Annotated in this window: 15 protein-coding genes and 1 other RNA gene; 15 read left to right on the forward strand and 1 reads right to left on the reverse strand. The window is 50.4% G+C overall.

The features are described 5' to 3' along the window. Positions 1–30 precede the first annotated feature (30 nt). Positions 31–1,869: a DUF885 domain-containing protein gene (locus tag DWY84_RS12515; protein WP_118533717.1), complete on the reverse strand. Its 1,839-nt coding sequence runs from the start codon at positions 1,867–1,869 to the stop codon at positions 31–33. A gap of 257 nt (positions 1,870–2,126) precedes the next feature. Between DWY84_RS12515 and metG the strand changes: the two genes are divergently transcribed. From metG to DWY84_RS17440, 15 genes are all read left to right on the forward strand, one after another. Then, entirely contained in the window at positions 2,127–4,118 is a 1,992-nt protein-coding gene (gene metG / locus DWY84_RS12520) for a methionine--tRNA ligase (protein ID WP_118533718.1), read from the forward strand. Positions 4,119–4,123: 5 nt separating this feature from the next. Further along, the gene (locus tag DWY84_RS12525) at positions 4,124–4,885 is read left to right on the forward strand and encodes a TraX family protein (protein WP_118533719.1); all 762 of its coding nucleotides are present in this window, start codon (positions 4,124–4,126) and stop codon (positions 4,883–4,885) included. A gap of 70 nt (positions 4,886–4,955) precedes the next feature. After that, positions 4,956–5,726 (forward strand): TatD family hydrolase, encoded by a 771-nt coding sequence (locus DWY84_RS12530; protein ID WP_118533720.1) that lies wholly within the window; start codon positions 4,956–4,958, stop codon positions 5,724–5,726. Between the two features lie 66 nt (positions 5,727–5,792). Then, the gene (gene rsmA, locus DWY84_RS12535; RefSeq protein ID WP_118533721.1) at positions 5,793–6,665 is read left to right on the forward strand and encodes a 16S rRNA (adenine(1518)-N(6)/adenine(1519)-N(6))-dimethyltransferase RsmA; all 873 of its coding nucleotides are present in this window, start codon (positions 5,793–5,795) and stop codon (positions 6,663–6,665) included. 90 nt (positions 6,666–6,755) lie between these two features. Continuing rightward, complete coding sequence (locus DWY84_RS12540) at positions 6,756–8,090, forward strand: DUF6128 domain-containing protein (protein ID WP_118533722.1); 1,335 nt, start codon at positions 6,756–6,758, stop codon at positions 8,088–8,090. A 143-nt stretch (positions 8,091–8,233) separates the two neighbouring features. After that, positions 8,234–8,767 carry a tRNA adenosine(34) deaminase TadA gene (gene tadA, locus DWY84_RS12545; RefSeq protein WP_347560799.1) on the forward strand — a complete coding sequence of 178 codons (534 nt, stop codon included), beginning with the start codon at positions 8,234–8,236 and terminating at the stop codon, positions 8,765–8,767. Between the two features lie 128 nt (positions 8,768–8,895). Continuing rightward, positions 8,896–9,157, forward strand: an RNA gene (gene ffs / locus DWY84_RS12550) — signal recognition particle sRNA large type. 195 nt (positions 9,158–9,352) lie between these two features. Continuing rightward, positions 9,353–10,429 (forward strand): ATP-dependent 6-phosphofructokinase, encoded by a 1,077-nt coding sequence (locus tag DWY84_RS12555; RefSeq protein ID WP_243024846.1) that lies wholly within the window; start codon positions 9,353–9,355, stop codon positions 10,427–10,429. Positions 10,430–10,474: 45 nt separating this feature from the next. Then, positions 10,475–12,094 (forward strand): DNA polymerase III subunit gamma/tau, encoded by a 1,620-nt coding sequence (gene dnaX / locus DWY84_RS12560; protein ID WP_118533724.1) that lies wholly within the window; start codon positions 10,475–10,477, stop codon positions 12,092–12,094. 41 nt (positions 12,095–12,135) lie between these two features. Further along, positions 12,136–12,489, forward strand: a complete 354-nt coding sequence (locus DWY84_RS12565; protein ID WP_118533725.1) for a YbaB/EbfC family nucleoid-associated protein — start codon at positions 12,136–12,138, stop codon at positions 12,487–12,489. 1 nt (position 12,490) lies between these two features. Next, complete coding sequence (gene recR, locus DWY84_RS12570) at positions 12,491–13,087, forward strand: recombination mediator RecR (protein WP_118533726.1); 597 nt, start codon at positions 12,491–12,493, stop codon at positions 13,085–13,087. A 53-nt stretch (positions 13,088–13,140) separates the two neighbouring features. Further along, the gene (locus DWY84_RS12575; RefSeq protein WP_118533727.1) at positions 13,141–15,039 is read left to right on the forward strand and encodes a tetratricopeptide repeat protein; all 1,899 of its coding nucleotides are present in this window, start codon (positions 13,141–13,143) and stop codon (positions 15,037–15,039) included. Next, the gene (locus DWY84_RS12580) at positions 15,039–15,881 is read left to right on the forward strand and encodes a Cof-type HAD-IIB family hydrolase (RefSeq protein WP_118533728.1); all 843 of its coding nucleotides are present in this window, start codon (positions 15,039–15,041) and stop codon (positions 15,879–15,881) included. Before DWY84_RS12575 ends, DWY84_RS12580 begins: the two co-directional genes overlap by 1 nt. 65 nt (positions 15,882–15,946) lie before the next feature. After that, positions 15,947–16,678, forward strand: coding sequence for a CvpA family protein (locus DWY84_RS12585; protein WP_118533729.1), 732 nt, complete (start codon positions 15,947–15,949; stop codon positions 16,676–16,678). Between the two features lie 26 nt (positions 16,679–16,704). After that, positions 16,705–16,875, forward strand: coding sequence for a hypothetical protein (locus DWY84_RS17440; protein ID WP_182434952.1), 171 nt, complete (start codon positions 16,705–16,707; stop codon positions 16,873–16,875). Positions 16,876–16,974 lie beyond the last annotated feature (99 nt).

Genomic DNA, 16,974 nt, shown 5'->3' on the forward strand with positions numbered 1-16,974 from the left:
GGGCGGATTTTTTTGCCTGCATTTACAAGTTTAGTTTCCCATCTTCTGGTTCATGAGCCAGGTAGTGAAATAGGCCTGGATCACATCGAAGGGAGCGTTTCCCATATCCAGGAGGAAGGAATGAAACTTCGTTGCATCGAAAGAATCCCCAAGCTGCAGTTCGGCTGTCTCCCGCATGTTGCGGATTTCCAGGGAACCGATGAAGTAGGAGAGGTAATTGGCCGGATTGTCTATCATGGTTTCAAACATGGAATCTGCAATGGATTCCGAATCGCTGAAGTAAGTGGACAGATATTTCTGAACATCTTTTTGTTCCCAGCCCAGGTAATTGATGGCCATATCCAGATAGGCGTGGATGCCGAGTGTGGCCTTGGAGTTGGCCTCCAGCAGTTCGCCAAGCAGCGGATCCAGACCATTATCCAGACGGTAAGAGAGAGCCTCCACATAAGCTGCCCAGCCCTCCGTATAGCCGGAAAAGCTTAAAATCTTTCGCAGATCAGAGTCACAGTGGGTGTGGAACCATACCGTCTGGTACAGGTGTCCCGGATAACCCTCATGGGCAATGGTGTTGTAGAGGGGCTGGTTGTCATAGATCGGATTCCGGTTGATGTAGATGACGTTCTGGGAACTGTCATCAATTGGCGAAGTCAGATAAAAGGCAGGACTTAGGGAAAGCTCCAGCGCTTTTGGCACATCCTTTAATGTGTAGCTGCATTCCGGAAGCTGCGGAAAATCTTTTAAGGTCTGCTCCTTCAGTTCCTCCATGATGGCCGTCGGTTCCGTCTGACGGTATTGGTAGTTGTCAAGCATGGACTCCAGCTCCGGGTGTTCTGACAACAGCTTTGAGGTGATCTGTAAGTTATCGGAAATTTCCTGCTCGGTGGCAGTCATCAGTTCATCTATAGAGTGGTAGGAGGTTCCGGTTGCTGTGTATACAAGATATTCGTAGTAAGCTTTTCCATCCGGATATCCGCACATGCCTTTTTCGTTGGTTCCGGTGCCCTTGAGCTTTTCCAGACCTTCGATCAGCAGCTTATAGGCGGGGACAAAGTGTTCCTCCAGGGCAGCTTCGTTGCGGGCACAGAACTCTTTTTTGGCATCATCCGTCAGATCCGGGAGCGCATTTAACCGTTCTGTGAAGGAGTTGATCATGAAATTATTGCCCGGAACCAGCAGGTAGCTTTTGCAGGATTCTATAACGTGATCAATGGAGGTGTCGCTCATCATGAGCCCGGCCTCGGCCTTTTCCTGCTCAAAGGAAAGAATCTGTCCGTAAAAAGTATCCAGGTATTCCAGAATATGCAAATAGTCTTCCACATCCTGACGGGTGTAGAAGGCGTACTCACAGAGCAGCATGGGAAGCTGGGCCTGGATGCCAATGGTGGGTGCTAACGGCTGGCTGTAAAGCTCTAGTCCTTCGCCCTTTTTCTCAGTGTTCATCAGGCTTTCCAGGATACGGAGCGTGAGTTTCTGATTGTCCGTCAGCAGGGCGGTCTGAAAACCGGAAAGCTCACTTCGCAGTTCTTCCTGATCCTTTCTTGTCTGCAAAAAAGCCTCCATGGAGATGGGGGCGATCGGCGCATCGGTTTTTGTGATGCCGCGGCCCTCCGGGTTTTTCAGAAGAAAATGCAGATCAAGGCGGGATGCGGAGATCTCATCCTGAAACAGGCTTTCCTCCAGAGCCGAAAAACGCTGCTGTTCCTTCAGGCTGCTTTCAGTGAGCTGTTCGTAGTCTGCAGAGGTTTCTTCCTCATAGGGAGCGGCCGTTGTAGGCTGAGGCGTGCGGGACGCGGGAGCGCAGGAACAAAGCAGTACGGCGCAGAGCGCGGCGGCTACAAATGGCGGCAGCTTTTTGTAGTTTTTATGCATGAAGTGATCCTCCAAAATGGTCTTAAGTGTTCCTAATTATATAATATACTCTTGAGAAATACAATATATGCGGGGGGTGCAGGCACGAGGAACCCCGTGCACTATATTGAGTTTTCGCAGACTTTATGATATAGTTGATTTAATCAGCGCAGCGAAAAAAACAGGCCTGCGCAGTTGCTGAGCCGGTTGTGCAAAAACAGGAAAAGTCACATTTGACAGGCAGATCCGGCAGCGAGAATTTAGGAGGAATTTGGCTCATGTGTCAGAATGAAAATTGTAATTGTAAAAAACCGTATTATATCACCACCGCGATCGCTTATACATCCGGCAAGCCGCATATTGGCAACACCTACGAGATTGTACTGGCAGACAGCATCGCGCGTTTTAAGAGAGAGCAGGGCTACGATGTCCGTTTCCAGACCGGTACCGATGAGCACGGTCAGAAAATCGAGTTAAAGGCTGAGGCTGCAGGTGTAACCCCGAAGCAGTTTGTAGACGATGTGGCAGGCCAGATCAAGACAATCTGGGATCTGATGAACACTTCCTATGACAAATTCATTCGTACCACCGATGCAGACCATGAGGCTCAGGTACAGAAAATCTTCAAAAAACTGTACGACCAGGGTGATATCTACAAAGGCTACTACGAGGGCCTTTACTGTACACCGTGTGAGTCCTTCTTTACCGAGTCCCAGTTAGTAGACGGCAAGTGCCCGGACTGCGGCCGCGAGGTACAGCCGGCCAAGGAGGAGGCTTACTTCTTCAAAATGAGCAAATACGCAGACCGCCTGATTGCGTACATCAACGAGCATCCGGAGTTCATCCAGCCGGTATCCAGAAAGAACGAGATGATGAACAATTTCCTGCTTCCGGGTCTGCAGGATCTGTGCGTATCCAGAACCTCCTTCACCTGGGGCATTCCGGTTTCCTTTGATCCTAAGCATGTTACCTATGTATGGCTGGATGCACTGACCAACTATATCACCGGCCTTGGCTACGACTGCGATGGCAATAACGGTGAACTGTTCAAGAAATACTGGCCGGCAGATCTTCATCTGATCGGTAAAGATATCATCCGCTTCCATACCATTTACTGGCCGATCTTCCTGATGGCGCTGGATCTGCCGCTTCCGAAGCAGGTATTTGGTCATCCGTGGCTTTTACAGGGGGATGGCAAGATGAGTAAGTCCAAGGGCAACGTGCTCTACGCAGATACCCTGGTAGACTTCTTCGGCGTGGACGCTGTCCGCTACTTTGTTCTGCATGAGATGCCGTTCGAGAACGATGGCGTTATTTCCTGGGAGCTGATGGTAGAGCGCATGAACTCTGACCTGGCAAACATCCTTGGAAACCTGGTAAACCGCACCATTTCCATGTCCAACAAATATTTTGGCGGCGAGGTGAGAAACGGCGGTGCTTCCGACGCCGTTGATGAGGACTTAAAGAATGTCGCTCTGGCATCCGTAAAGAAGGCAGAGAGCAAGATGAATGAGCTTCGTGTGGCAGATGCCATCACCGAGATTTTCAACATCTTCCGCCGCTGTAACAAATATATCGACGAGACCATGCCTTGGGCACTGGCAAAGGACGAGGCTCAGAAAGACCGTCTGGCAACCGTTCTCTACAATCTGGTAGAGGCCATCACTATCGGCGCGTCCCTGCTGGAGTCCTTCATGCCGGATACCTCCAGGAAGATCCTGGCCCAGCTCCATGCACAGAAGCGTGCCCTTTCTGAGATGGACCAGTTTGGTCTGTATCCGTCCGGCGAGCATGTAACCGACGCACCGGAGATCCTGTTCGCAAGAATGGACCTCAAGGAAGTGATGGAAAAGGTAGAGGCTATGCGCGCGGCAGAGAAGGCAGCACAGCCGGAAGCTGAGGAAGCAAAGGAAGAAGAGCCGGTCATCGACATCGAGCCGAAGGCTGAGATCGAGTATGATGATTTTGCAAAGCTTCAGTTCCAGGTTGGCGAGATCATTGCCTGCGAGGCAGTCAAGAAGTCCAAAAAGCTTCTCTGCTCCCAGGTTAAGATCGGCAGCCAGGTAAAGCAGATCGTCAGCGGCATCAAGGCACACTATTCACCGGAAGAGATGGTGGGCAAGAAGGTTATGGTAGTTGTCAACTTAAAGCCTGCAAAACTGGCCGGTGTTCTGTCTGAGGGCATGCTCCTCTGCGCAGAAGACGCAGATGGCAACCTGTCCCTGATGGTTCCGGAGAAGAAGATGCCGTCCGGCGCTGAAATCTGCTAAGACGGATGACAGAAAAACAGATTTTAAGACATGGATTAAACGGCAATCAGTTAAAGCTGATTGCCGTTGTCAGTATGCTGTGCGATCATGCGGCGATCCGTCTTCTGGCTTACGGCCTGATCCCGGCACTGTATGCGGTGGGGGAGGATGCACTGGCGGAGCGGTGGAACCAGGTATTCTGGATTCTGCGGTCTGCGGGGCGTATGGCGTTTCCGATTTATGTGTTCCTGCTGACAGAAGGATTCTGTCACACCAGAGACCGCAGCCGATATGCGCTGCGCCTTGGTGTATTTGCTTTCATTTCGGAAATTCCCTTTGATTTACTTGTTTACGGAAAAATATGGAATACACACAGCCAGAATATATTTTTCACACTGTTTCTCGGTGTGCTTATGCTGACTGCGGTGGACTGGATTGGCAGGAATACCGATGCAGCCCTGGCACAGTACCGGCAGATGGCAGTGATTGTGGCAGCGGCACTTCTGGCCTGGTTTTTGCGGACTGACTATGACGCGGCCGGTATTATGCTGATCGCGGTGCTGTTCTGGTTTCGCCTGACACCGGATACAGCGTGTCTGGCGGGCTTTGTCCTAATGGCGGCAGCAGAGTTCCGGCCGATTTATATTCCGGGACTTGCAGTGGCGTTTTTTCTGATCCGTTGTTACAACGGAACCCGGGGAACCTGGAACGGGAAATGGTTTTTCTATCTGGTGTATCCGCTGCATCTGCTTGTGCTCTACGGAATTTCAAAGATGGTGTTCGGATAACTGTCAAAGCAGATGCAGCCCGGTGCGGAAATGAGTCGGGACACATTCTTTTTCAGAAGAGGAGAATATAATGATTTTTGATACCCATGCCCATTACGATGATGAGGCATTTAATGAGGACCGGGATGCGGTCTTAAGGAGTCTTGCGGAACACGGCATTGAGGCCGTGGTAAACGTGGGTGCCAGCATCCAGACAACGAAAAATACACTGGAACTGATGAAAAAGTATCCGTTCGTATACGGTGCAGTTGGTGTGCATCCAAGCGAGACGGCAGAACTGAATGACCATCTCTTTGACTGGCTGCGCCATGTTTCGGAAGAGGAAAAGGTGGTAGCGATTGGTGAGATTGGCCTGGATTACCATTGGGATGAGCCGGAGCCGGAGCTTCAGAAAGCGTGGTTCGTGCGTCAGCTGGGACTGGCCCGGGAGAAGAAACTTCCGGTCATCATTCACAGCCGTGACGCGGCGAAAGATACCCTGGATATCATGAAGGCAGAAAAGGCAGGGGAGATTGGCGGTGTAATTCACTGTTTCTCTTATAGTCTGGAGATGGCAAAAGAGTATCTGAACATGGGATTTTATCTGGGAATCGGCGGGGTGCTGACTTTTAATAACGCAAAAAAGTTAAAAGAGGTGGTTGCTTATATGCCCCTTGACCGGATTGTGTTAGAGACTGACTGCCCGTATCTTTCCCCGGTACCGAACCGCGGAAAGCGCAATTCCTCGCTGAATCTGCCCTATGTGGTGGAAGAAATCAGCAGGATCAAAAACGTGTCGGTAGAGCAGATTATTGAGATAACGAATCGGAATGCGAAACAGATGTATCGGCTTTCATTGTAATCGAAAAAATTGTATGATAAGATAAGATGAAATACAAGTGAACAGCCGAAACAGGAGAATTATAGAATGAGAGAAAAACTTGGCAACCCGAAGAATACCATCGAGGTGATCCAGAAATACCAGTTTGCTTTCCAGAAGAAGTTCGGACAGAACTTTCTGATCGATCCCCATGTACTGGACAAGATCATTGGGGCAGCAGGCGTGACAAAAGAGGATATGGTGCTGGAGATCGGCCCGGGTATTGGAACCATGACCCAGTATCTGGCTGAGGCAGCCAGAGAAGTGGTTGCGGTAGAAATCGACAACAACCTGATCCCGATTCTGAAAGAGACCCTGGCAGAATATGACAATGTCACTGTGATCAACGAGGATATCTTGAAGGTTGACATAAAAAAGCTGGCAGAGGAACACAATGGCGGACGCCCCATCAAGGTTGTAGCAAACCTGCCATATTACATTACCACACCGATCATTATGGGACTGTTTGAAAGCAATGTGCCGATTGACAACATTACGGTTATGGTGCAGAAAGAAGTGGCAGACCGCATGCAGGTGGGACCGGGATCCAAGGATTACGGCGCGTTGTCTCTGGCGGTGCAGTATTATGCTGAGCCGTATATTGTGGCAAACGTTCCGCCGAACTGCTTTATTCCGCGTCCGAATGTAGGATCCGCGGTCATTCGTCTGACCCGTCACAAAGAGATGCCGGTTCAGGTGGCAGATCCGAAGCTGATGTTCCGCCTCATCCGCGCTTCCTTCAACCAGCGCAGAAAGACTCTGCAGAATGGACTGAACAATGCGCCGGATGTTTCCTTTACCAAGGAGCAGATCGTGGCAGCCATTGAAAGCCTGGGCGTACCAGCCACCATCCGCGGTGAGGCACTGGATTTACAGCAGTTTGCGCAGCTGGCGAATTATTTTACGGAAAACTGTAAATAGCATGGACATAGCTCTTGTCCCTTTCGCATATATTAATTATGTATTTTGGGAGTTTTATGAAGTACATCAATTGCGGAGGGGATGAGAGCTATGTCTGATTATCGGAGACTGATTTCGTACATATATGCCTATGAGGGCGGGGAAAAGGGGAAAAACATCGGCTTTGCCAAGATTGATATGCGTGGCCTGCAGTGCCGCATTCAGGTGAATGTCAAGAAAGTGTATGTGGGCAGCAGCGATGTGGGGGTGTATCTGCTTCATTCCGGCGGCGAACTTCTGCTTGGCCGGATCTTTATCCGCAGCGGTGCGGGGGAATACCGCACTCAGGTGCAGTCAGAGAATGTAGATGGTTCTGGACTTTGCATGGAGGACTGCTATGGACTCACCATTCATGATGTGGAAAATGCATGGCAGAGCTACACCACCATTTGGGAAGATGCGGTGGCGCAGACTGCGGAGATTCAGCTGGCGGAAGTGACGGCAGAAAATCTGAGAAAGCAGAAGGAAGAGCAGGAGCGAAAGGAAAAGGAACAGAAAGAGAGGGAAGCGCAGAAGCAGGCAGGTCTGGGACGAAATGAAGTACAACTTTCTGGAAAAGAAACTGTGCTGTCGGATTCTGAAGTACAGGTTCGGGCAGCGGAGCTTGAGGGAATGACAGAGAACGGCGAAGCAGCAGAACCGGACTCAGAGCCGCTACCAGAGCCAGTTCCAGAACCAGTTCCAGAACCAGTCTCAGAATCGATTTCGAAACAGATTTCGAAACACATTCCGAAGTCAGACTTAGAGTCGGTTATGCAGGAAACTGCGCAGGAGTTTCCGATTTCTGCAGAGATTGAGCGAGAGCTGGAGGCGGAGGAGCAGAAGCTTGAGACGATAGCGCCATGGGGAGAAGAACATGAAAGCTCTGATAAAGGAGGAATAGAATCTGGGATGCAGCAGGCAACTCTGCGCTCCCAGATGCAGTCTCAACAGGACCCAGAAGAGCAGCGGACTCAGCCTCAGGGCCCGGAAGATACGGCCCGTCTCGCGGAACTGGACCGGGAGGAAAACGAGGAACTGGCCGACACGAACATCTGGAAGAAAATGAGTGATCAGTACACCAAAGTTCTGGCTTTTGACTATGACAATGGCTGCGAGATCCTGTCTATCAAACCGCAGGACATCGGCCTTCTGCCCAGGGAAATCTGGACCTACGGCAACAACAGCTTCCTTCTTCACGGCTATTATAATTACCGGCATCTGATTCTGGCAAAGCTTCTGGATCCGCAGCAGCCGCCACGCTATCTCCTCGGCGTTCCGGGCCATTATTTCAGCAATGAAAAGTATATGGCTTCCATGTTCGGTTTTCCGCATTTTGTGCTGGCCAGGAAGCAGCCCCAGGGCGATGGAAGATTTGGGTACTGGTATACGGATATCCGGCTGTAACGATTGTCTCTTTCATAATAGAAGATTTTCCGCTATACTGGTAGCAGAAAATATCTGGGTGCATGAATGTGGAACCCGGAAAGGAATGGATTGTGGCAGAAGAAAAGGTAACAAAAGAGAATCAGATAATAGAAGCATCAGAAATAAAACAGGTATCATCCGCATCGCCGGAGGACATTCGCTATATGAAGGAAGCCATCCGCCAGGCAAAAAAGGCAGCAGCCCTGGGTGATGTCCCCATCGGCTGTGTCATCGTCTATCAGGACAAGATCATCGGTCGCGGCTACAACCGCCGCATGGCAGACAAGACGGTGCTGGCGCATGCGGAGATCATCGCCATGCGGAAAGCCTGCAAAAAGATGGGCGACTGGCGCCTGGAGGACTGCACGATGTATGTGACTCTGGAGCCGTGTCCTATGTGCGCAGGAGCCATTGTGCAGGCACGGATTCCCAGAGTGGTCATCGGCTGCATGAATCCCAAAGCGGGCTGCGCCGGTTCGGTGCTGGACATGCTTCACGAAGAAGGCTTCAACCACCAGGTACAGACCGACATCAACGTGTGCCAGGAGGAATGTTCCGGTATGCTGTCTCGGTTTTTTAAGGATCTTCGCAAAAAACGGGCAGAGTTAAAGGCCCAGAAGCAGTTGCAGGATGCAGATCCGGAGAAAGCGGAATAGCATCATGTTTTCGGAAAAGGAACTGGAAAATTCCGGCCAGCCTTGACAAAACCCTGCTTCCTGGGGTATACTAAACAGGCATTTGCGGGAGAACGCGCAGGTGCGCACAAGAACAAGTCAAAAAGCTTCCGCGCAGCCGGGGAGATAGCGGTGCCCTGTATCTGCAATCCGCTCCAGCAGAGGTGATATCCCGCCTCGGATGCGATCTTGCAGGGCTGCCCCTGGTAAGCGGCGTTGACGTTTGGGTCTTGCGCAACAGAACCTCATGAACCGTGTCAGGGCAGGAATGCAGCAGCACTAAGTGAGTCATTCTGTGTGCCGCAAGGAAGCCTGGACCGAGCTGGCTGCCAGGGTAACGCCTGTGAGCCGTATACAAAGCGGGGTGCGCGGATTTAAAAAGAATAGTTTAGCAGGAGTATGATAGGCTTTAGCCATTCATGATACTCCTGCTATTTTTTTGTTAATGCCAGTTTCGTTTTCGCAATAAAACCATGGACAAACGAGAAACCAGTGTATTATAATGAAGCAGAATGGGGAAATTTTCCCTATGTCTACTAAAAGTAAAGAAAGAAGGGTGTGTCTTCAATGAGAATTGGAATGCTGACCAGCGGCGGCGACTGCCAGAGCTTAAACGCAACCATGCGCGGCGTAGCCAAAGCGCTGTATAAGATGTTTGAAGATGTAGAGATCATTGGTTTTGAAGATGGATATAAAGGCCTGATGTACGCAGATTACCAGATTATGAAACCTTCGGATTTTTCCGGAATCCTGACAAAGGGCGGAACCATCCTCGGAACTTCAAGACAGCCATTCAAGCTGATGCGTGTTCCGGACGAGAATGGTCTGGACAAGGTAGAGGCCATGAAGCACACATACCGGAAATTAAAACTGGAATGTCTGGTGGTGCTGGGCGGAAACGGAAGCCAGAAAACGGCCAATCTCCTGCGGGAGGAGGGGCTGAACGTGGTATCCCTTCCTAAGACAATCGATAATGACCTCTGGGGAACCGATGTGACCTTCGGATTCCAGAGTGCCATCAATGTAGCAGCTAATGCCATTGACTGCATTCATACAACCGCGGCATCCCATGGCCGGGTTTTCATTGTAGAGGTTATGGGCCATAAGGTTGGCTGGCTGACGCTCTATGCCGGAATTGCAGGCGGGGCAGATATCATCCTGCTTCCGGAGATTCCATACGACATCGATGTTATTGTTGCAGCCTTAAAGGAACGCAGCAGACAGGGCAAGCGGTTCTCCATTCTGGCGGTTGCGGAAGGCGCAATTTCCAAAGAGGATGCGGCTTTAAGCAAAAAAGAGTTAAAAGAAAAGAAAAAGAATCAGGTGGTATATCCGTCTGTAGCTTATGCCCTTGGCGCCCAGATCACGGAGAAGACCGGACAGGAAGTCCGCGTTACCGTTCCGGGCCACACGCAGAGAGGCGGAGAGCCATGTCCATATGACCGGGTGCTTTCCACCCGTCTTGGCGCGGCGGCAGCCAAACTGATTCAGGAAAAGAAATACGGTTACATGGTAGCAGTAAAGAATAACGAGATCACTGAGGTCCCGTTAGAAGAGGTTGCCGGAAAGTTAAAGACGGTAGACCCGAACTGCTCTATGATTCAGGAAGCCAAGATGATCGGAATCAGCTTTGGCAACGAATAACGGCAATCCTGTATACAGACTGCCGGCAGCAAGGAGTTAAGAACTATGTCATATACTGCACTGTACCGTAAATGGCGTCCGGCACAGTTTGATGATGTTAAGGGTCAGGATCATATCGTGCAGACCCTGAAGAATCAGATTACCAGCGGGCGTATTGGTCATGCCTATCTGTTCTGCGGAACCCGTGGAACCGGTAAGACCACCATTGCGAAGATCTTTGCCAAGGCGGTTAACTGCGAGCACCCGGTAGATGGAAGCCCCTGCAATGAATGCGCGGCCTGCAAAGCCATCGCGTCGGGAAGTTCCATGAACGTGATAGAGATTGATGCAGCATCCAACAATGGTGTTGAGAATATTCGTGAGATTCGCGAACAGGTTCAGTATCCGCCTACCGAGGGCGCGTACCGGGTCTATATCATCGATGAGGTTCATATGCTTTCTACCGGCGCCTTCAATGCGCTGTTAAAGACACTGGAGGAGCCGCCGTCTTACGTGATCTTCATTCTGGCGACCACGGAAGTCCACAAGATCCCGGTTACGGTGCTCTCCCGGTGCCAGCGCTATGATTTCCGGCGCATCACCATCGACACCATCGCGGCCCGTCTGCGGGAACTGGCCGATGCAGAAAAAATCCAGGTAGAGGAAAAGGCCCTGCGCTATGTGGCCAAAGCCGCAGACGGCTCCATGCGAGACGCGTTAAGTCTTCTGGACCAGTGCGTGGCATTCCATTACGGCAGTCTGCTTACTTATGACAATGTGCTGGAGGTGCTCGGCGCGGTTGATTCCGGTGTGTTCAGCGAGCTGCTTCGCACCGTGATCGCAAAAGACACGACCGCGTGCATGAAGAAGCTGGAAGAGATGGTTATTCAGGGCCGGGAGCTGGGACAGTTTGTCACAGACTTTATCTGGTATCTGAGGAATCTTCTGGTGTTAAAGACCGCGGATGACGCGGAAAATATGCTGGATATGTCGGAGGATAACTTAAAGCTCCTGCGGGAAGAGGCGGAGATGATAAACGGAGAAACGTTGATGCGATTCATCCGTATCTTTTCTGAACTTTCCAATCAGATCCGTTATGCCAGTCAGAAGCGTGTGCTCATTGAGCTGGCGCTGATCAAGCTGACCAAGCCGCAGATGGAACCCAATCTGGATTCTATTTTGCAGCGCCTGGACGAACTGGAGGACCGGATGGATGAAGGGGTTCCGGTGAATGTCGAGATGATGCAGCAGATGGCGGCCCAGATGGGAACGCAGGGAGCAGCTGGAACCATGATGCAGCCGGCTGCCGGGGCAGAAGCGGCGCAGGCTCCGCAGCAGGTAGCCATTCCCCAGGCACAGCTAGAAGATTTAAACCTCATCCGCCAGGACTGGGGGAAAATTATCCGGGAACAGGGCGGATCTATCCGGCCAAGCTTTCGCGATACGGTGCTGGAACCCAGTGGCGACAGCTGCCTGTGTATTGTATTTTCTAACAGTGACAACTATGCCATCGGAAGCCGTCCGACGGTTCTCGGGGCACTGGAGAAGTATGTGGAGGAGCAGTACGGCAAGACCATGTATTTTAAAGCGCGCATGCGCAACGCCGGAGAGCGTTTAAACACCATCTACGTCAGTGAAGAAGAACTGAAAAACGCGATCCATATGGATATTACCATTGAAGATTAGTAAAACAATTCAGATATAGAAAACAGGAGGAGTAATTGATCATGGCAAAACGTGGAGGATTCCCGGGCGGTATGCCGGGCAATATGAATAACTTAATGAAACAGGCGCAGAGAATGCAGCGTCAGGTGGAAGAGACCACCAAGGAGCTGGAGGAGAAAGAGTACAGCGCGTCCGCAGGCGGCGGTGCAGTCACTGTAACGGTTTCCGGCAAGAAGGAAGTGCTTTCCGTGAAGCTTGCTGAGGAAGTTGTGGATCCGGATGACATCGAAATGCTTCAGGATCTTATTGTGGCAGCAACCAATGAGGCACTTCGCAAGATGGAGGAAGAGTCTCAGGCAGCTATGTCAAAGCTGACTGGCGGCTTAGGCGGTCTGGGCGGAGGCTTCCCATTCTAAAATGGATTATTACAGCAAACAGATCACAACGCTGATCGAAGAATTATCAAAGCTTCCGGGTGTTGGAAGCAAATCAGCCCAGAGACTGGCGTTTCACATCATCAATATGCCGCAGGAGCAGGTGGCGAGCCTGGCGGGAGCTATTACACAGGCTAAAGCCAACATCCGCTACTGCAAGGAATGCTATACGCTGACGGATCAGGAGCTTTGCCCGATCTGCAGCAGCGACAAACGCGATCACAAGACCATTATGGTGGTGGAGAACACCAGAGATCTGGCTGCTTACGAAAAGACAGGGAAGTATGAAGGTGTGTACCATGTACTGCACGGAGCAATTTCTCCGATGCTGGGTATAGGACCCAATGACATCAGGCTGAAGGAGCTGATGCAGCGTCTTCAGGGGGACATAAAAGAAGTGATCATTGCCACAAACTCAAGTCTTGAGGGTGAGACCACGGCCATGTACATCAGCAAGCTGATCAAGCCCACGGGAATCCGCGTGAGCCGGATTGCAAGTGGCGTACCGGTAGGCGGTGACCTGGAGTATATTGATGAAGTAACCCTGCTGCGGGCTCTGGAAGGGCGCGTAGAGCTGTAAGTGTTTGTGCGGTGCATAAACTGCAGCCTGGAGGCAGGAAAGGAGTGCAGAAGATGGATAAATACGAGTTTAACATAAAAGTAGAACAAATTAGAAAATTAAGCAATCAGGGCGATTTTGAGACAGCTATGAAGATTGCGGACACCATTGACTGGAAAAAGGTCCGCAATGCCAATCTGCTGTCTATGGTTGCAAATGTATATGAGAAGAACCATGAGTATCAGGATGCCAAAGAAATTCTGCTCATGGCTTTTGAGCGTGCACCGATCGGAAAGCGCCTTCTTTACAAGCTGACCGATCTTGCGTTAAAAGAAGGCAATGTGGAAGAGGCCAATGCCTACTACCGGGAGTTCTGTGACCTGGCGGGAGATGATCCGCGCCAGCATTTGCTCCGTTACATGATCTTAAAGGCTATGGACGCGCCGATTGAGCAGCAGATCCATTCCCTGGAAGGTTACACAGAAGAAGAGCTGGATGAAAAATGGCTGTATGAACTGGCGGATCTGTATCATCGTGCCGGTGATGCACAGCGCTGCGTGGCGGCCTGTGATAAGATCATGCTGATGTTTGGCCTTGGCAAATATGTAGATAAGGCCATGGAATTGAAAATTCAGTATGCGCCGTTAAACAAGTATCAGATGGACCTGGTGGAGAATCGGGATAAGTACGAGGAGAAACTGCGTGCAGTGGAGCAGGCCTTCGAGGAAGAGGATACCATGGATGATGAGGAAGAATCGTCTGATCAGGAGCCAGTTTCCGGACAGAGCGCGGTAACAGAGCATGAGCCGGAAGAAACGGAAACTCCGGAAGAATCAGAAGTGGTAGCAGAAGAACCGGCAGAAATGGAAGATGAAAACGAGAAAAATCCGGATATCAGTATTACGCCGGATATTTCTTATGGAAAGGAAGCAATCACGGCCCAGATGAAGCAGGCCGAGGCGGAGGCGCAGCTTGCCAGGGAAGTGTCACGCATCGGTACGGATGAGGTAGAAGAGGAAGAAAGTGATCTGGGCAAAACCCGTGTTCTGGATTCCATCCGGCGTATGCCGGCAGCAGAAGCCGGGCAGAACGTGACTGCAAAACAGGAAACAGAACCGGAGGATGACGAGCCGGAGATCGAGGAACTTGACGATGAGCCGGAGCTTCCACGCATGGCCAATCACCTGATGATTGAGGCACGTTCACCCGAAAAAGGTATGGAGATTGCAATTCAGACCTTAAAGCAGATACAGAAAGAAACCGGGATCAAAAATCCGGTAGCTAAGATTACCGGCTCCAAACTGAACAAGCGGGGCATTCTTGCGTGCGCAGATAAGCTGAGTGGAAAAGACCTTATGATCGAGGAAGCTGGGGATTTGACTCCGCAGATGATCGGCGAGCTGGAGGCTCTTATGACGCGCGACACCAGTGGCATGCGCATTATCCTGATCGATAACCCGAAACAGATGGAAATGCTGCATGCGCAGAATCCGTCTCTGGCAGATAAATTTGAATGCATTGGCTGTGATTATCCGCCGGTACAGAGTCCGGAACCGGTGCGGGAAAGAGAGCCTGAAGTACATCAGGAGCCTGAGCCAGATGAACGCCCGGTGCGTCGGGTTGAGCCGGTCAATGATGAAGCTATGCGTGCACCGGAGCCGGAAGTTTTAGAAGAGGATGAGCCTGCGGAAGAGGAAGAAATGGATATCGACGAATTTGCGCAGTATTGCTGCAAATATGCATCAGAGATCGACTGCAGCATCACCGGAAAGAGCATGCTGGCGCTCTATGAGCGAATTGAAATCATGGAAGAGGATGGCATCCCGCTGACCAGGAAAGCGGCAGAGGCGCTTATTGAGGAAGCAGCGGATCGTGCGGAAAAACCGTCACTCGGAAAGGCAATCAAAGGATTGTTTTCATCCAAGTATGACAAAGATGGTATGCTGATCTTAAAGGAAGAACATTTTATATAATGAAAACAAATATCAGATTAATAGCATTAGATTTAGATGGGACGCTTCTGGACAGCCAGAAGCGTCTCTCTGCCAGAAATGAAGCGGTTCTGCGGGAATGTATCTCCCGCGGAATTTATATTGTACCCTGCACTGGACGTATCTGGGGCGGAGTGCCGGATTTTCTGCGCTCTTTACCGGGAATCCGGTATGCAATTACAACGAATGGCGCGATCGTGGAAGATGTGAAAGAACACAGGATTCTGGATGAGCGCAAACTTGGATGCGCCCAGGCCATTGATATCCTGGAGATGGCAGGAAGATTTCATACGATGTATGATGCTTATGTGGATGGACGTGCCTATGGAGAAAAGCGTTTTCTGGAGCATATGGATACTTATGCGATTCCAGATGCAATCCAGACCATGATTCTTCAGACCAGACAGGAAGTGCCGGATGTGAAGGAACAGATCCGTAAGCTGAACCTTCCGGTAGAAAAGGTGAATTACTTTTTTGGAGACCAGCAGGAGCGCAGCCGCGCAAGAAGGGTGCTTCAGGAACGCGGCGATGTGATCGTCAGTTCATCCCTGGATAATAATCTGGAGATTAATGCGCCGGGAGCAACCAAGGGGGAAGCAATCCTTCGGCTGGCAGGACATCTGGGCCTGTGTCGGGAACAGACTATGGGATTTGGTGATGGTGAAAACGATATGACGATGATCCGGACAGCCGGGATTGGTGTTGCCATGGGAAATGCTGTGGAAGCGCTGAAGGCAGAAGCGGATTATGTTACAGTAACCAATGATGAGGATGGGGTGGCAGATGCCATTGAAAAGCTGGTATTGAATGTAGAAATGGAATAAAGGCATAATTAGCTGCAGTTCAGGGGTAGGAATTAGTGCAGCCACGGAGGCGGAACGGAGCAAATATGGATTTTTGGGCAGAACACTGGCTGTCTGTAGGCGTAGGCGTATTCTGGCTGTCTATGATATTGTATGGGCACTACAGGGGGCTGGTACGCATTGCGGTGACAATGTCAGCCCTGATTTTGAGTCTTGTTGTGACGCGCGTGGCTATGCCGTGTGTCACAGCGGTGCTGAACGAGAATACGGCAGTCCATCAGGCAATAGGACAGGGGCTTTTGCATATGGCCGGAGTGAAAGATGAAAACGAAGCGGCAGAGGAAACGGAGATACAGCCGGCTTACCAGCGGAATATTATAGAAGGACTGAAGCTGCCTGAACAGATGAAAGAAGTGCTTCTTGAAAATAATAACAGCGAGATCTACCATATGCTTGGCGTAGATCGCTTTTTTGATTATCTTGGATCATATCTGGCAACTATGGTGATTCGCGTATTTGGAACGGGAATTTTGTTTGCAGCTGTATTTTTGTTTTTCCGCATAGGAGCACACTGGCTGAACCAGATTGCGCGGCTCCCGATCATATGGGAATTGAATCAGATAGCCGGGGCCCTGCTTGGAGCGATTGCAGGTCTTCTGCTCATATGGCTGGCGGGACTGGTGATCCGGGGCTGCTCCGGTATGGTGTGGACACGTCCGGTTCTGCTTCAGATTGAAAAGAGCTGGTGGCTCAGTCTGCTATATCAGAACAATTTGTTTAACTGGCTGTTTCTTCGCATATTAAATGGTTTTTTGTAGGAGAAAGCAGCAGAAGAGGGAACTGGATGTATGCTTTTCATCCGGCTTCCTCGTTTGTTAAAAAAGAGTACAAAAAATTGGAAAAATCTGTTGACAAACCAGTGGTTAAATGGTATAATATAACTCACCCGCGAAAAACAGCGGGGGTTAAAAAGAAAAATAAAAAAGCTGTTGACAAGCACGTGAACATCTGGTAAGATATAACACGCTGTTGAAAACGGCAAAGCGAATCTGAAAAGATTCAAAAAGAAATTTAAAAAAGTTGTTGACAAAGCGAAAACAATGTGATAAGATAT

It is taken from the genome of Clostridium sp. AF27-2AA, from assembly GCF_003478505.1.
Taxonomy (GTDB): Bacteria; Bacillota; Clostridia; order Lachnospirales; family Lachnospiraceae; genus Brotaphodocola.

Bases quoted from the DNA above. Each gene is read 5' to 3' on its own strand.
- DWY84_RS12515 (WP_118533717.1), bottom strand. From the start codon at position 1,869: ATGCATAAAAACTACAAAAAGCTGCCGCCATTTGTAGCCGCCGCGCTC.
- metG (WP_118533718.1), top strand. From the start codon at position 2,127: ATGTGTCAGAATGAAAATTGTAATTGTAAAAAACCGTATTATATCACC.
- DWY84_RS12525 (WP_118533719.1), top strand. From the start codon at position 4,124: ATGACAGAAAAACAGATTTTAAGACATGGATTAAACGGCAATCAGTTA.
- DWY84_RS12530 (WP_118533720.1), top strand. From the start codon at position 4,956: ATGATTTTTGATACCCATGCCCATTACGATGATGAGGCATTTAATGAG.
- rsmA (WP_118533721.1), top strand. From the start codon at position 5,793: ATGAGAGAAAAACTTGGCAACCCGAAGAATACCATCGAGGTGATCCAG.
- DWY84_RS12540 (WP_118533722.1), top strand. From the start codon at position 6,756: ATGTCTGATTATCGGAGACTGATTTCGTACATATATGCCTATGAGGGC.
- DWY84_RS12555 (WP_243024846.1), top strand. From the start codon at position 9,353: ATGAGAATTGGAATGCTGACCAGCGGCGGCGACTGCCAGAGCTTAAAC.
- dnaX (WP_118533724.1), top strand. From the start codon at position 10,475: ATGTCATATACTGCACTGTACCGTAAATGGCGTCCGGCACAGTTTGAT.
- DWY84_RS12565 (WP_118533725.1), top strand. From the start codon at position 12,136: ATGGCAAAACGTGGAGGATTCCCGGGCGGTATGCCGGGCAATATGAAT.
- recR (WP_118533726.1), top strand. From the start codon at position 12,491: ATGGATTATTACAGCAAACAGATCACAACGCTGATCGAAGAATTATCA.
- DWY84_RS12575 (WP_118533727.1), top strand. From the start codon at position 13,141: ATGGATAAATACGAGTTTAACATAAAAGTAGAACAAATTAGAAAATTA.
- DWY84_RS12580 (WP_118533728.1), top strand. From the start codon at position 15,039: ATGAAAACAAATATCAGATTAATAGCATTAGATTTAGATGGGACGCTT.
- DWY84_RS12585 (WP_118533729.1), top strand. From the start codon at position 15,947: ATGGATTTTTGGGCAGAACACTGGCTGTCTGTAGGCGTAGGCGTATTC.
- DWY84_RS17440 (WP_182434952.1), top strand. From the start codon at position 16,705: ATGTATGCTTTTCATCCGGCTTCCTCGTTTGTTAAAAAAGAGTACAAA.